Raw genomic sequence first — 14825 nt, 5'->3', positions numbered from 1 at the left:
AGACTATTTAAATCATAATATTAGCTTTTGTTTCCTTTAAGCGGATACTCCGTTAAAGGAATATCACCGCATTATTCCTCCGGTTGAATCGCTTTGAATACCATTAGTGGAACATGAGTGTGAAAAGCAAGTTGCTTGGTTACAGAGCCTTTAAATAAGGATTCCAGGAATCCGAGTTTATGTGTTATCGAGATCAGCATCTGAACTTCATGCTGCTGTACATAATCAGTAACCCTTTCCACAACACGATCTTCGCCCAGGAACTCAATGCTTGCATTTATATCATCGAACATCAGGTGTGTCGCTGTAAGGCCGGATTGTATATTCTGCGGGTTTACCCTGTGGTTTTCATCTGCAACATTCAGGATCACCAGCTCTGCATTCAGATCTTTGATCATATTACGGATATGATCGTAAGGCGTTTCATCCAGGATACCCGCCTTAAACTTCATAGACAAGGCTACCTTTTTTACCTCCTTAAAACTGGCCTCGGAAGGCACAATCAATACCGGGCAGGCCGAATCGCTGGCCACACGTAGCGTATTGCTGCCAATCAGTTTATGCTCAAGCGCATTTTTACCGGTTATACCCATCACAATCAAGTCAGCATTATATTTATCGACCAGTTCCAGTACCTCGTCTATCAGGAAGCCGTCACCGGCCACCAGTTCAAATTTCACTTCATTTCCGGCAAGTGGAATCAGCGCATCAGAAAGATGTTGTAACTGGGAGTTGATTTCAGAACGAATAATCTCGGTACCGGCATCCAGGATCTGGTAAGAACCACCGTAGGTATGGTACAATACTATTTTATCAGCCTGCATGTGACCGGCCATCTGGCTGGCATATTCTGCAGCGTTTACAGAAGCATGCGAAAAATCTACCGGAACTATAATCGTTTTCATAAAAAATCCATTTTAGTTTATACCGTAAATTTCGCAAATTTTAGCCACTATAAATGTGATAAATCTCATAAAATGAAGAGGTAATAATAAATTCAAATAGTAGAAATAATCGGATATCCAATACCATACATCTTCACGCTTAATGCGTAGCTTTGTACTCCAAAATAATATACATCCCATGCTTACGGATTTAGAGATTGCGCAAAGTGCGCACATTAAACATATTCGCGATATCGCAGCTACTATTGGTATTTCAGCCGATGACCTGGAATATTATGGTAAGCATAAAGCTAAACTACCACTTAGTTTTATCGATGAAGAAAAAGTAAAAAACAGCAACCTGATCCTGGTGTCTGCTATTACCCCGACCCCAGCCGGAGAGGGCAAAACTACTGTAAGTATTGGCCTGACCGACGGACTGAATAAAATAGGCAAAAAAGCTATTGCAGTACTGAGAGAACCTTCATTGGGACCAGTATTCGGCATTAAGGGTGGTGCTGCCGGAGGCGGATATTCTCAGGTAATTCCAATGGTAGATATTAACCTGCACTTTACCGGAGATTTCTCTGCGATCGAAAAGGCAAATAACCTGCTTTCTGCACTAATTGATAATGATCTCCAGCATCGTTCCAGCGGTGTTGATATCGATCCGCGTACCATAGTCTGGAAGCGGGTAATGGATAATAATGACCGTGCGCTGCGCCAGATCGTAATAGGATTGGGCGGTAAGGCAAATGGTGTGCCGAGAGAAGATGGGTTCAACATTACCGCGGCTTCCGAAGTAATGGCGATCGTTTGTCTGGCTAAGGATTTTGAAGACCTGAAAAACAGACTGGGTAATATCTTCGTTGGCTATACCTATGACCGCAAACCCGTATTTGCCCGCGACCTGAAAGCACAGGGTGCTATGGCGATCCTGTTGAAAGATGCGATTAAACCTAACCTGGTACAAACCCTGGAAGGGAATCCTGCAATCGTACATGCCGGACCATTTGCCAACATTGCGCAGGGAACGAATTCTATTATTGCTACCAAGACGGGTATGTCTCTTGCAGATTATGTAGTGACAGAAGCCGGATTTGGCGCCGATCTTGGTGCAGAAAAATTCCTGGATATAAAATGCCCTACCGGAAATATTGCTCCTAAGGCGATGGTACTCGTGGCTACTATCCGGGCCCTGAGACATCATGGTGGTGCCAAAAAAGAAGAGTATAACACACCAGATCTGGTAAGGGTCGCGAATGGCTTTGCTAACCTGGAAAAACATATTGAAAACTGTAAGAAATTCGGCCTGAATCCTGTTGTCGCCATTAACCATTTCCCGGCCGACAGCGATGCAGAAGTCAATTTTGTAATTGATAAATGTGCCAGCCTGGGCGTAAAAGCAGTAGTCTCCAGAGGCTTCTCTGAAGGAGGAGCCGGTACAGCCGCATTGGCAGAGGCCGTAGTTGCTTCTATCGAAGAAGGTAAGAATGCATATCGCAAATTGTATGACTGGAACCTGAGCATCGAAGAGAAGATCAATATCATTGCCAAAGAAATATACGGAGCGGCTGAGGTTGTGTTCAGCGCAGAGGCCAAAAACCAGATGAAGACATTCACGAAGTTAGGCTTTGATAAGTTTCCGGTATGTATGGCCAAGACCCAGAAGTCTTTCTCAGATGATGAAAAGAAAGTGGGCCGTCCGGAAGGCTTTGTGATTAACGTACGCACATTTGAAGTGGCTGCCGGCGCAGGTTTCATTATTCCTGTTATTGGCCAGATGATGCGTATGCCAGGCTTGCCTGAAGTGCCGGCATCTGCTGGTATGGATATCGATAACCATGGCATCATTACCGGTTTGTCTTAATATTTATTCATCAGCTCCATGGCTCATGCCATGGAGCTTTATTATAGTCTATGCGTTTTATAATTACGATCATTTTTGCTGCGGTTCTGTTGCAATCCTGTGCGGGTACAGCTACTGACCCGGTCCTGAAGCCTGCCGGTGATTTTCAGCAAGAGCTGAAGGTTTTCTGGGAGCAGGATAGTACCACACCATTGCATCCGGAAGAGAAGGCTGAATTCAAAGGCATTACCTTTTATCCTTTGAGTAAGGACTATATAGTCGATGCACGGTTTACACCAATCGACAGTGGTGCAACATTGGCGATGCCTACTTCTGCAAAGAAGACAAAATATTTTAAGGAATATGGTAAACTGGATTTTACACTGAAAGATACTGCTGTAAGTCTGATTATATACCAGGCCGATCCGCCACATGCACAAGATCCTGGTGGGCTATTTTTGCCGTTTACAGACAAGACCAGCGGACACACCTCCTATGGTGCCGGAAGATATATTGATCTATCGGTAAAAGATATCCGGAATGGTATATTGACTGTGGATTTTAACAAAGCATATAATCCTTATTGTGCATACAGTGCACATTATAATTGCCCTATCCCACCAGCCGCAAACCGTTTGCAGGTGTCTGTTTTAGCCGGCGTAAGTTACACACAGGGACAACACTAGTCCCTGTTTTATTTTGCCTGCTGTAAAGCCTCTTTATAGGTGCTGATGCAGCGCTCCTTTGCCGCTTTATGGTCTACCATGGGCTCCGTATAATTTCCTGTTCCGTATTCCGGCACCCATTTTTTGATATATTGTTTATCGGGATCAAATTTGTTCTGCTGTAACTCTGGATTGAATACCCGGAAATAAGGTGCAGCATCACAGCCGCAACCGGCGGCCCACTGCCAGTTTCCATTATTTGCAGCCAGTTCATAGTCCAGTAGTTTCTCTGCGAAGTATGCTTCGCCCCATCTCCAGTCAATCAACAGATCCTTAACCAGAAAACTGGCCACGATCATGCGTACACGGTTATGCATATGCCCTGTAGCATTTAGTTCACGCATACCTGCATCCACGATAGGGAAACCGGTATTACCCTGACACCATAGTGCAAACTCCTGCTCGTTATTGCGCCAGCGGATATGATCATATTGTGGCTTGAATGATTGATGAATAACCTGTGGGAAATGCCATAAAATAGACTGGAAAAATTCTCTCCAGATCAGTTCATTCAGAAAGGTTTCATTCAGAGGGATAATATGCCGGACCAGTTTGCGGACAGATAATGTTCCGAACCGGAGGTGTATGCCCAGTCGCGTTGTGCCGTTTTCAAGATAGGGTAAATCGCGTGTGAGGCTATATTCCCGGATCTGGGTTGCCTTTATATTTTTACCGGGCAAGGTTATTGATGTTTGCTCAAATCCGAGTGCTTCGAGACTTAAAGATTCCGGCTTTGAGTTCAGCTGAATCAATGATGCATAGTATGTTTCCGTAGGGTAGGAGTGGGTAAAGAAATCATTGAGTTTGGCCTTCCATACCTTGCTGTATGGAGTAAACACCGTGTATGGATGGCCGTCAGATTTGAGCACCTCTCGTGCAGAAAAGATGACCTGGTCTTTATATGCATGAAAGGATATACCGTTTTGTCCACACCATTGAGCAATGGCCTGATCCCGTTTACGGGCATAGGGCTCATAATCTTCATTGCAATAAATAGCTTCAATCTTATATTGCCGTGCCAGTGCAGCAAAAACTTCGGCTGGGCGGCCCTTAAACGTACGCAAGCCGGAACCCTGTGCTGCATATAATTCTCCCAGCTGCTCAACAGATTGGTGTATAAAACTTACCCGGGCATCCGTTTTGTCACCTAATTCGTCCAGTATATCTGTATCGTAAATAAATACCGGCATTACATTCTTTTGTTGCTTTAATGCGTAATACAGCCCTGCATTATCATCTGCTCTAAGGTCTCTCCGATGCCAGAATATACTGATCTGCTCCATATGTTCATTGCTTGAATAACACGAAATTAAGTCAGCATAGGGATAAAGAAAATTAATTCAGTAGTTTTGTTTCGGGCAATGTAAACCCACGATAATCTGATAATATCCAATATGAATAAGATACTACTTCTCCTTTCTGCGGCGGCTTGTACGCTTCTGGCCTGTAAACAGTCGGGCGATAAGGATAAAGGACAGTCACCGGCAGCAGAAGCTGCTTTCGACAATAAAGATTACCATACACAAAGCAATGCCGACAGTGTAAAGGGTACCCATTTGTTCCTGGATATTGAGGTGAGTTTTGATGCAAAAACGATCACGGGAAGTGCCCTCTGGGATATTGAAAATCCGTATAAAAAAGGCCAGATTATTTTTGATACAAAGGACCTGGTTATTGACAGTGTTTTCCTTGATGGTGTAACCAAAGCAGCATACACACTGGGTAAACCAGATTCTGTACTGGGCACTGCATTGAATGTAACCATTAAGCCAGAAAATAAGTCAGTTAAGATTTACTACCATACCACAGATAAAGCGACTGCGTTGCAATGGCTGGCGCCGGAGCAAACTTTCGGCAAGCAGCACCCATTCCTCTACACGCAATCGGAGAGTATACATGCCCGCACCTGGATACCGGTGCAGGATGGTCCTGGTGTACGTTATACCTACGATGCAAAAGTCACTGTTCCAAAGGGTTTAATGGCCCTGATGAGTGCAACCAATCCACAACAGAAAGCGGCAGATGGTGTCTATACATTCCATATGGATAAGCCGATACCAGCTTACCTGATGGCTCTGGCCGTTGGGGATATCGGATTTAAATCTATTGATGATCGTACAGGTATTTATGCCGAGCCGTCCATACTGGCCAAAGCGTATAACGAGTTTACAGATGTGGGTAAGATGGTGCATACAGCTGAAGAATTATATGGACCCTATCGTTGGGGAAGATACGATATACTGGTACTGCCTTCAGGCTTCCCGATCGGAGGGATGGAGAATCCTAAACTAACATTCTGTACCCCTACTATCCTGGCCGGAGATAAATCGCTGGTCAACCTGATTGCACATGAACTGGCACATAACTGGAGTGGTAATCTGGTGACCAATCATACCTGGAATGATTTCTGGCTGAACGAAGGATTTACCATGTATTTCGAGCGTCGTATTACAGAAGCCATGCAAGGTAAATCGTATACTGATATGCAATGGGAGCTGGGCTACCAGGACCTTGTGGCTACTATGGAAGATCTGAAAGATAAACCTGAAGATACACACCTGCGCCTGAACCTGAAAGGACGTAATCCTGATGACGGGCTTACCGACATTGCCTATGAAAAAGGAGCGCATTTGCTGAAGCTTATTGAACTGACCGTTGGCCGTGCAAAAATGGATACTTTCCTAACTCAGTATTTCAACGATAATGCGTTCAAGACAATGAATACAAAAGATTTTATTGAGTATCTGAACAAGCACCTTCTGGATCAGAATCCTGATTGGAAGATGAAGATAAATATCAATGAGTGGGTATATAGTGCTGGTATTCCGAAAAGCTGTCCGAGAGCAGATATGGAACGTTTCGCAAAAGTTGATTCTGTAGCGAAAAAGTTTACTACCGGTACTAAAGCTGCTGCTTTACCGGCTGCACAATGGAGTACTTATGAATGGATGCATTTCCTGCGCCAGATGGTCGCTTCAAACATCAATCTGGAGCAGATGAAAGACCTGGATCAGGTATATCATCTTACACAGACACAGAACAGTGAAAAGGCCGATCTCTGGTATCTCTTGTCTATAAAAACAAAGTATACACCTGCATACCCCGCAATGCGCTCTTTCCTTTATGTAACCGGCAGAGAGAAATTCTTGCAGCCCTTATATAAAGAGATGATGAAGACAGCGGAGGGCAAACAAATGGCTTCAGAAATCTATATCCTTGCCAGACCTAATTACCATCCGCTTACTCAAAAAGTAGTTGATGAGATTGTGAAGTAAATACCTGCTCCTTTTCTGCTATCTGCATCATTTCTTGAATTATATGAGCAGTAGAGCGGTTAAAGGAGTGATCATAAACTGTATCAGGAAGGTCCAGCCATTGGCGGACCTTTTCTGTGAAATGAAGGTCTATTTTACTTAGAGTAGGCACGCCCAGTTTGGCCAGTGCAGCAGCATTACATTGCTGTTCATATTGCCCGCCAATAGGAATAGCCAGTATCTTTTTGTTCAGGGCCATAGCCTCGGCAGGGGTTTCAAAACCGGCATTGGTAATGATTCCCTGGCAATGCGTAAGATTGAGGTTGAACAGTGCTTTATCTACGGGAAAGAAAGTGCAGTTTTGCTTCGTTGTGATGTAGGAAGTTTGCCGGGAGAACACATGGAAACTACAATCCTTTATCTGTGATAAATAGGGGAGCAGCATTTCATCTGAGCAGGAAGGAAGATACACACAGATAAAATCCTGTTTTGTCGGTTGTGCATTCCAGATTTCTGTTTTAATAACTGGTGGCAGAATGTACTGGTCATATGCTGTAAAATGCAGTCCCACTGAAACGGTTCCGCTTGCATAGTACTTTAAGATCGCTTCTCCCATGAAGTTCTTATGCCGGGGTCTTGGCGTCTTGGGCGAGGCAAAACTGGCCTGATGTCCGAAATGAACAGATGGTACGCGCTGCCATTTGCAAGCCAGAGAGGTAATGCTTTCAAAGTCGTTAATGATAAGGTCGTATTGCTTCAGTGGCAGCTCTTTTGCATACTTTAAAACGTGCAATGGATCTATATTCATGGCCGTTTTTAAGAAGTTTATTTTCCCTTTTGAAGTGTAATGTAAGCTAATGCCTTTACTACGCATTACAACAGGTAAATCCGCCTTTAGAGTTGCATTGCTGCCACTCAGAAAAACATCTACTTCTCCATATTGTGATAGTGCCGGAAGCATCTCCATTGCTCTGCTGATGTGTCCGTTGCCAGTGGCCTGTACCGCATAGAAAATCCTCATATTGCCGTCTTTGTGGAATGTATGTATTGGAGGATGTCCATTTCCAGGTTTACCTCGTATTTCTTGTACATTTTTTTTGATTTGGGAATATCTGCAAACTCACATTCTGTATACTGATACAGAGACCATTCATTGTTATTATATTCCAGTGCGGTGAGGTTTTCGATCCAGTCGCCGGAGTTCAGATAGGTAACAGAGCCGTCCTCCTGACTGATATTTTTAATCAAGGGCTGGTGTATATGGCCACAGATCACATAGTCGTACTTCTTTTCAATCGCGAGATCTGCGATGGTCTGTTCGAAATTGTGGATATAGGTAATCGCCTTTTTTACGCCGTTTTTTACCTTTTTGGATAGAGATACTTTGTTCTTGTGCATCAGCTTTAAGCAAAAGTTGATCGCACGGTTTAACAGTATGAGCAGGTCATATCCCTTTCCGCCCAGTTTGGCAATGATTTTAGCAGATCCTTTGGTGGTATTGTCAAATACATCGCCATGAAAGATCCACATCTTTTTGCCATCAATGTTCAATAGAAATTTATCGGTCAGTAAGATATTGCCGATTTCCATATCGGAGTATCTTCTCAGGATTTCATCATGATTACCGGTGATATATACCACACGCGTACCTTCCGAGACCTTTTTAAAGATTTCGTTGATGACTTCAAAGTGGCTTTGGGGAAAGTATCTTTTGCTGAACTGCCATCCGTCAATTATATCGCCGTTGAGGATTAGTATCTGAGGATTAATACTCCTCAGATAATTGAGTAATTCGGTGGCATGACATCCGTACGTACCCAGGTGTACATCACTAATAACCGCTACAGACAAGGATCTTGCCATAAGAATTGGTATAAAGGTTTATGCGAAGTAACCTTAAACCTATTACGGAAATGTTAGATACCTATTACACTATCATTACGCAATTGTTGCGAAATTATTAATGGGTCATTTAGGAGATGGGAAGGAATAATTTCTTTACAAGATTCGGGCGCAGGTATATAAATTCTCCTGGCTGCATACTGCCGATTTCCACGCTGCCTATGCTCTGACGGATCAGCCTTAATGTTGGCAGGCCTACGGCTGCGGTCATTTTGCGGACTTGCCGGTTTTTTCCTTCTGTAATGCTCAGTGCAATCCAGCTAGTAGGAATATTCTTACGGAAACGTATGGGAGGATTGCGTTCCGGAATAGCCTCCGGTTCGGTAATTACAGAAACTTTTGCCGGAGCTGTTTTATGTGGTTTGCCATTTACTGAAATAATTACGCCTTCAGTTAATTGTTGCAGCATCTCTTTCGAGGGGATGCCTTCAACCTGTACGTAGTACGTCTTCTGATGTGCTGCTGCGGGGCTCAGTAATTGCTGATTTATTTTTGTGTCGTTTGTAAGTAAGATCAAGCCTTCACTATCATAGTCGAGACGACCGACCGGATAAATATTTTTTTCAATGTCGCTGAAAAAATTTGCGAGTGTTTTTTTATCGCCCTCTGCAGAAAACTGAGATAAGACCTGAAAGGGTTTATAAAACAAAATGTAGGAAAAAGTTTTCATCATTGAAATGGCTAACCGTTGAAACGCTGTAGGGGCCTTTGTTTGAGCGGGATATAAAAATAAAAAGTTCAGCGTATGCTACACTGAACTTTTTTATAAAATGGGTTAGTAAGAACGAATTCTTGCACAATATTAAAAAGTAATTTTTACGTAGTGAAATTTTTTATTAAAAAATATACACATTTTTAAAAAAATGTGGAAAACCTTTGTCGTAAAGGGATTGGCAATAGATGTCATTTGTTACAATTTCATGCTTTGAAATGGAGATACTTTTCTGTTCAATAATTCGAATAAATTGAATGAAATGAAAGGAATGAGTATCATATAAAATATAGCAATGATGCCGTTCAGATTTGAAAAATTGTCTTATATTTACAAAATAAGCCCTACATTTACAAACCTTATTTTTTAAAAGTTCACGATTTTAAACTCTTTTATGAAGAAGTTGTATTTTATTACCTTGCTTTCGTGTCTTGGCGGTCTTACTGCGCAGGCTCAGGTTGGAGCAGGAGGATTCCCATTGTCCGCTAGTGTTAGAGACTATGTGACGATTGCTAATGAGCATGTAATATTGCAAAAACCGGATTATGAGCGTCTGGCTCTGGAAGATGCACAAGCTGCGAACGCGGTGAAAATGTACAGAGTTGGTACTACAATACCAGCTGATCTGGATTTTCAAAAAACCGGTAGCTGGACTTATCTGGCTGATGGTACCCGTATCTGGAAACTTTCTGTAGAGATTCCGGAAGCACAAGCGATCACTTTATATTACGATCAGTTCCACTTGCCAAAAGGAGTTAGATTGTTTGTAAGCAATGCAAACGGTCGCCAGATTTTGGGTGCATACACTGCAGACCATAATGTTGCTGATGGCAGATTCTCCAATGAACCTGTACAGGGTAGCGTTGTGAATATCGAAATGGATATTGATCCTAACGTAAATGTAAGCGATATTCAATACCGCATTAAAAATGCTGGTGCCTTATACAGAGGTCTGGATAATGATGTAACACAATACAGCAGTACCCAGATTGATCCTGTTAACCCACCGGTAATTGGCCAATCTGCTCAATGTCACGTAAATGCGATCTGTCCTGCTGCAAATGATTATGCTGATGAAAGAACAGGTGTAGCGAGAATCCTGATTTCTCCGGATGCTACATTCTCTGATATTGGTTTCTGTAGTGGTACACTGATCAACAATACACGTAACTACGGTACTACTTGTCGTCCTTTATTTATCACTGCATCACACTGTGATGGTGATAACCAAAGAACAAACGCACACTTCCAGTACTGGCAGTTCCGTTTTAATTTCAAATCAACAAACTGTGATGGTACTGGCTTACCTAATGCTACAACTGCACCTACATTAACCGGTGGTGCGAAATTTGTATCAAGAAGTAACTATCCTTCAATGGCTGGTAGCCCAGATCATCCGTCACTGGTACAGGATTTCCTGTTATTAGAACTGAACGATAACCTGTCTCCTGTTTCTAATGCGCACCTTGCGGGTTGGTCTAGAAAAGCTGGTTATTCTGTTGCAGAAATGGAAGATGAGTATAACTATTTCATAGGTATGCACCATCCTGGTGGTGACCTGATGAAATTATCAGCTGCTCTGGAAGTTGCCGGTAACGGTACCTTCAACCAGACTGCTGTTTCTAATACCCACTGGAACATTAATACATTGACGGGCGGTACTGCAGGAGGATCTTCAGGTTCTGGCTTATTCGATGTGTACGGTAGAATCATTGGTGTATTATCTGGTGGTCCGGACGCTGCGTGTAATTTAGATGGTAAGGACTTTGGTGTTTCTTCTCAGTATTCTAAAATTCCTGTAGGTTGGGAAAATCCTTTTGATCAAACTAACTTCCCTGCCTTTGCTGGTGCACAAAGCCGTCTGAAAGATGCTTTGGATCCAAGTGGCAGTAATGTAATGACTGTGGAAACAGTTCCAGTGAGCAACTGTACCAATGCTGTTGGTATCAGAGGCCTGGATCAAATGGATAATTCTGCTTTCCAGGTATATCCTAATCCAAGTGCTGATGGTAACATCACAATCCAGTTCAACTTTGCTACACCTAAAAATGCATCTATCGTAATTTATGATGTATTAGGAAAGGTGGTGAGCAAAACAAGTGTGAACCAAGTTACTAATAACAGCTACAAAATGGTAATTGACCATGCAGCAAACGGTGTTTACATGGTTAACGTGTTGGTAGACAATAGCCAACTGACTAAAAGAATTGTCATTAATAAGCAATAAGTTTTATAAAAAAAATACAAATTGTATTATTTTTTAGTTAATTTAGCGCAGCATTATTTTAAAGTGTTGTTACATTTTAGATAATGCTGTGTTAATATGTTATAGAAAATAAAAATTTAAATTTTTCAATAATCAAAAAGGGTATGAAGAAAATGCTACTCTCGTTTGCGGTGGTCTCAGCCATCACGCAAACAGCTTTCGCCCAGACGAAAGTAATTACAGGTACCGTTAAGGATAAAGACGGAGAAGCTATATCTGGCGCTGTAATCACAGTTAAAGGGACTGATATCTCAGCACTGAGTGATGATGATGGTAACTACAGTATCACTGCGCCAAACGATGCTAATACTTTAGTCTTTTCATCATTTGGTAATGAAAAGCAAGAAGTTAAAATCAAAGGTAATACTGTAAACTTTACTTTTGATTCCGGTTCTACAGAAACAGAAGAAGTTACAGTATATGGTGCCAAATTAGATTCAAGATCTTATGTAGGTGCGATCAGCACTGTAACTGCAAAAGAAATTGCTAAAAGACCGGTTACCAGTGTAGCTGCGGCTTTAGATGGTGCTGCTCCTGGTGTATTAGTTACCAGTGGTGGTGGCCAGCCTGGCTCTAACCCGGATATCATGGTACGTGGTATGGGTTCCCTGAGTGCGAGCAGTGCTCCGTTAATCGTATTGGATGGTGCTCCTTATTCCGGCGCATTAAATACAATTAACCCTGCAGATATTAAAGATATCGTTATCCTTAAAGATGCGACTACTAAAGCAGTATATGGTGCACGTGCGGCGAATGGTGTAATCCTGGTTACAACTAAACGTGGTGAAAAATCTGAGCGTCCAAGAATTAACTTTGATGCTTCTGTAGGTGCGTTACAACGTTTTATTCCTGCTTATAAAACTTTAGGCGTTAAGGATTATTATGAAACAGCCTGGAAAGGTTACTTAGATCAAGCAACTACTACTACAAGTTCTGAAGATTTCGTAGATTTCCTGGGTGGTTATAATGCATACAATGTTCCTAACAGCCAGCTGATGATTGACGGTAAAGTTAATCCTAATGCTAGCTTATTATGGACAGATAACTGGGAAAATGAACTGAAGCGTATCGGTGTTCGTCAGAACTATAACTTATCTGTTTCTAACGGAGATAACAAAAGTGATTATTACTTCTCTTTAGGTTATACAAGAGATCAGGGTATCGTTAAAAATTCTGATTATAGCCGTATTACAGCCTTATTGAATGTGAACTCAAGAATCAACAGCTGGTTGAAAACTGGTTTCAAAATTCAGACTGCTTACGAAGATCAGTTGTTCCACTTAGGTAGCGGTACTGCATATTCTAACCCGTTCTACGGTGCAATGACTATGGCTCCGATTTATCCTGTATATCGTTACGATGCTAATGGTAACAGAATGTATCAGGCAGATGGTACGCCTGTTTATGACTTCGGTTATAACACTACCGGTACAGCTCATGGCAATATTGAACAAAGACCATTTGGTTTAAATACCAATACTGTTGCCGCTTTAACGTATAATAAACCAAATACCCTTGCATTAAATGGTAATGGTGTAGGATACCTGGAGGCAAAAATCTACAGAGATCTGACTGCAAAAACGCAGTTCTCTGTAAACTATTATTCAGGTGATGAGTTAAACTATTATAACTCTGAATATGGTGATGCAGCAAATGTACTGGGTAGATCTATCAGACAGACTACAACAAACATTAACTACACATTCAACCAATTCTTAACCTGGAGACCACAGGCTAATAATTTAAACCAAAACGATTCTTCTGCTAACAGATTTTCATTAACTGTTGGTCACGAAGCGTATAACTGGAAAAACTCTTTCACGCAAATGCGTAGAACTGGTTTCTTTGCTCCAGGATTTACAGAAGGTGCTGCTGCTGCAGTAGGTGAAGGTTCTACTTCTCAAATCGATCGTCTGAGAATTGAAACATATTTCGCTCAGGCTGAGTATAGCTACAAAGGAAAATATTTCTTTAACGGTTCTGCAAGTAGAAATGGATCTTCTCGTTTCAGTCCTCAGTCTCGTTGGGGTAACTTCGGTGCTGCCGGTTTAGGCTGGATGATCTCTGATGAGTCATTTATGAGCGGCATGAAGGACAAACTGGATATGTTGAAACTTCGCTTTAGCTATGGTGTTACCGGTAACGATGCGATCAATGGATACTATGCATGGTTAGATCGTTTCGGTGCTTATCCGAATGCAGGTAACCCAGGTTTAATCTTTGCTAACTATGGTAATGATAAACTGAAATGGGAAGGCCAGGTTGAAATGGACTTAGGTATTGACCTCGCTACAAAACAAAACAGATTTACAGCTTCCCTGGATTTCTATAACAAAGGTTCTAACAACCTGTTATATGTTCAGCCATTAGCGCCATCTGTAGGTACATCTGGCTATTATGCGAACGTTGGTTCTATGAGAAACCGTGGTGTGGAACTGCAGGTATCTTATGACTGGGTACGTTCTAAGAAATTCAGCTGGAATACAAGATTAAACCTTGCGCATAACAGAAATACGATTACTCAGATCCAGGGTGAAGACTCTTTAATCGGTGGAATCGATATCTTAGCAAAAGGTCTGCCTGTAGGTTCTTATTTTACATATGAATATGCTGGTGTAAGTTCTACTGGTGTATCTCAATGGTACAAAGCAGATGGTTCAATTACTACTGATTATAATAGCCTGACTACTGCTGACAGAAAATTATTCAAATCTCCTTTCAGAGATTTAGAAGGTTCTATGTCTAACCAGATTGCTTACAAAAACTTTGATTTATCTTTCACATTTACATTCGGTCTGGGTGGTCAGAACTATGATGGTACTTATGCATCCCTGATGAGTGGTGGTGCTGAAGCTCGTGGTAATGCAATCCATGCAGATATGTTAAATGCCTGGAACAAAGCTGGTGATGAAAATAATGCAGATGTAGTTCCTAAATTCTCTTATGGTTCTGCAGGTACTAACGCTGCTTCTGCTTCAAGCCGCTTCCTGGTAACTAACAGTTTCCTGAAATTAAGAAATGTTAACCTGGGTTACACGTTCTCTCCGAAAATGTTGAATAATTCTTCTTTCAAGAGCGTGAGAATTTACTATGCGATGGATAATGTATTGAACTTCTCTGCTAGACGTGGTCTTGATGTACAATCTTCTTTCTTCGGAGCTACTAACTTTACATATTTCCCGTACAGAACTTATGTGATTGGCGTAAATGTTGGACTGTAATTCACTCAAATA

At 41.9% G+C, this 14825-nt stretch carries 10 protein-coding genes; 5 read left to right on the top strand and 5 right to left on the bottom strand.

The window, feature by feature from the left end; genetic code table 11:
* Nucleotides 1-71: 71 nt before the first annotated feature.
* Complete coding sequence (locus FTD44_RS06110) at nucleotides 72-905, bottom strand: universal stress protein (protein ID WP_222165632.1); 834 nt, start codon at nucleotides 903-905, stop codon at nucleotides 72-74.
* Between the two features lie 178 nt (nucleotides 906-1083).
* On the opposite strand from FTD44_RS06110, the gene FTD44_RS06105 reads away from it, so the two are divergent.
* Nucleotides 1084-2754: a formate--tetrahydrofolate ligase gene (locus FTD44_RS06105; RefSeq protein WP_222165631.1), complete on the top strand. Its 1671-nt coding sequence runs from the start codon at nucleotides 1084-1086 to the stop codon at nucleotides 2752-2754.
* Between the two features lie 50 nt (nucleotides 2755-2804).
* Nucleotides 2805-3419, top strand: coding sequence for a DUF1684 domain-containing protein (locus FTD44_RS06100; RefSeq protein WP_222165630.1), 615 nt, complete (start codon nucleotides 2805-2807; stop codon nucleotides 3417-3419).
* 8 nt (nucleotides 3420-3427) lie between these two features.
* Here the strand turns inward: FTD44_RS06100 and FTD44_RS06095 are convergent, their stop codons facing one another.
* Entirely contained in the window at nucleotides 3428-4741 is a 1314-nt protein-coding gene (locus FTD44_RS06095; protein WP_222165629.1) for a cryptochrome/photolyase family protein, read from the bottom strand.
* Between the two features lie 111 nt (nucleotides 4742-4852).
* Between FTD44_RS06095 and FTD44_RS06090 the strand changes: the two genes are divergently transcribed.
* Complete coding sequence (locus tag FTD44_RS06090) at nucleotides 4853-6733, top strand: M1 family metallopeptidase (protein WP_222165628.1); 1881 nt, start codon at nucleotides 4853-4855, stop codon at nucleotides 6731-6733.
* On the opposite strand, the gene FTD44_RS06085 is transcribed toward FTD44_RS06090, so the two are convergent.
* The 3 genes from FTD44_RS06085 to FTD44_RS06075 all read right to left on the bottom strand — a co-directional run bounded on the left by FTD44_RS06085 (nucleotide 6699) and on the right by FTD44_RS06075 (nucleotide 9287).
* A complete protein-coding gene (locus tag FTD44_RS06085) occupies nucleotides 6699-7733 on the bottom strand; it encodes a glycosyltransferase family protein (protein WP_222165627.1) in 1035 nt (344 codons plus the stop codon). The two genes, FTD44_RS06090 and FTD44_RS06085, sit on opposite strands and share 35 nt — an antisense overlap.
* Nucleotides 7730-8575 (bottom strand): UDP-2,3-diacylglucosamine diphosphatase, encoded by an 846-nt coding sequence (locus tag FTD44_RS06080; RefSeq protein WP_129020163.1) that lies wholly within the window; start codon nucleotides 8573-8575, stop codon nucleotides 7730-7732. Before FTD44_RS06080 ends, FTD44_RS06085 begins: the two co-directional genes overlap by 4 nt.
* A 109-nt stretch (nucleotides 8576-8684) precedes the next feature.
* The gene (locus tag FTD44_RS06075) at nucleotides 8685-9287 is read right to left on the bottom strand and encodes a pseudouridine synthase (RefSeq protein WP_246625359.1); all 603 of its coding nucleotides are present in this window, start codon (nucleotides 9285-9287) and stop codon (nucleotides 8685-8687) included.
* 433 nt (nucleotides 9288-9720) lie between these two features.
* Between FTD44_RS06075 and FTD44_RS06070 the strand changes: the two genes are divergently transcribed.
* Entirely contained in the window at nucleotides 9721-11553 is a 1833-nt protein-coding gene (locus tag FTD44_RS06070) for a T9SS type A sorting domain-containing protein (RefSeq protein ID WP_222165626.1), read from the top strand.
* 143 nt (nucleotides 11554-11696) lie between these two features.
* Nucleotides 11697-14813 carry a SusC/RagA family TonB-linked outer membrane protein gene (locus tag FTD44_RS06065; protein ID WP_222165625.1) on the top strand — a complete coding sequence of 1039 codons (3117 nt, stop codon included), beginning with the start codon at nucleotides 11697-11699 and terminating at the stop codon, nucleotides 14811-14813.
* Nucleotides 14814-14825 lie beyond the last annotated feature (12 nt).

Origin of the sequence: Edaphocola aurantiacus, from assembly GCF_019797745.1 — a bacterium.
Taxonomy (GTDB): Bacteria; Bacteroidota; Bacteroidia; order Chitinophagales; family Chitinophagaceae; genus Edaphocola; species Edaphocola aurantiacus.
The sequence above is the reverse complement of the archived record's forward strand: the minus strand, read 5'-3'. Positions and strand labels throughout refer to the sequence as shown.

What these genes read in the sequence shown, in the direction of transcription:
- FTD44_RS06105 (WP_222165631.1), top strand. Translation starts at nt 1,084, where the DNA reads ATGCTTACGGATTTAGAGATTGCGCAAAGTGCGCACATTAAACATATT.
- FTD44_RS06095 (WP_222165629.1), bottom strand. Translation starts at nt 4,741, where the DNA reads ATGGAGCAGATCAGTATATTCTGGCATCGGAGAGACCTTAGAGCAGAT.
- FTD44_RS06100 (WP_222165630.1), top strand. Translation starts at nt 2,805, where the DNA reads ATGCGTTTTATAATTACGATCATTTTTGCTGCGGTTCTGTTGCAATCC.
- FTD44_RS06110 (WP_222165632.1), bottom strand. Translation starts at nt 905, where the DNA reads ATGAAAACGATTATAGTTCCGGTAGATTTTTCGCATGCTTCTGTAAAC.
- FTD44_RS06090 (WP_222165628.1), top strand. Translation starts at nt 4,853, where the DNA reads ATGAATAAGATACTACTTCTCCTTTCTGCGGCGGCTTGTACGCTTCTG.
- FTD44_RS06075 (WP_246625359.1), bottom strand. Translation starts at nt 9,287, where the DNA reads ATGATGAAAACTTTTTCCTACATTTTGTTTTATAAACCCTTTCAGGTC.
- FTD44_RS06085 (WP_222165627.1), bottom strand. Translation starts at nt 7,733, where the DNA reads ATGAGGATTTTCTATGCGGTACAGGCCACTGGCAACGGACACATCAGC.
- FTD44_RS06070 (WP_222165626.1), top strand. Translation starts at nt 9,721, where the DNA reads ATGAAGAAGTTGTATTTTATTACCTTGCTTTCGTGTCTTGGCGGTCTT.
- FTD44_RS06065 (WP_222165625.1), top strand. Translation starts at nt 11,697, where the DNA reads ATGAAGAAAATGCTACTCTCGTTTGCGGTGGTCTCAGCCATCACGCAA.
- FTD44_RS06080 (WP_129020163.1), bottom strand. Translation starts at nt 8,575, where the DNA reads ATGGCAAGATCCTTGTCTGTAGCGGTTATTAGTGATGTACACCTGGGT.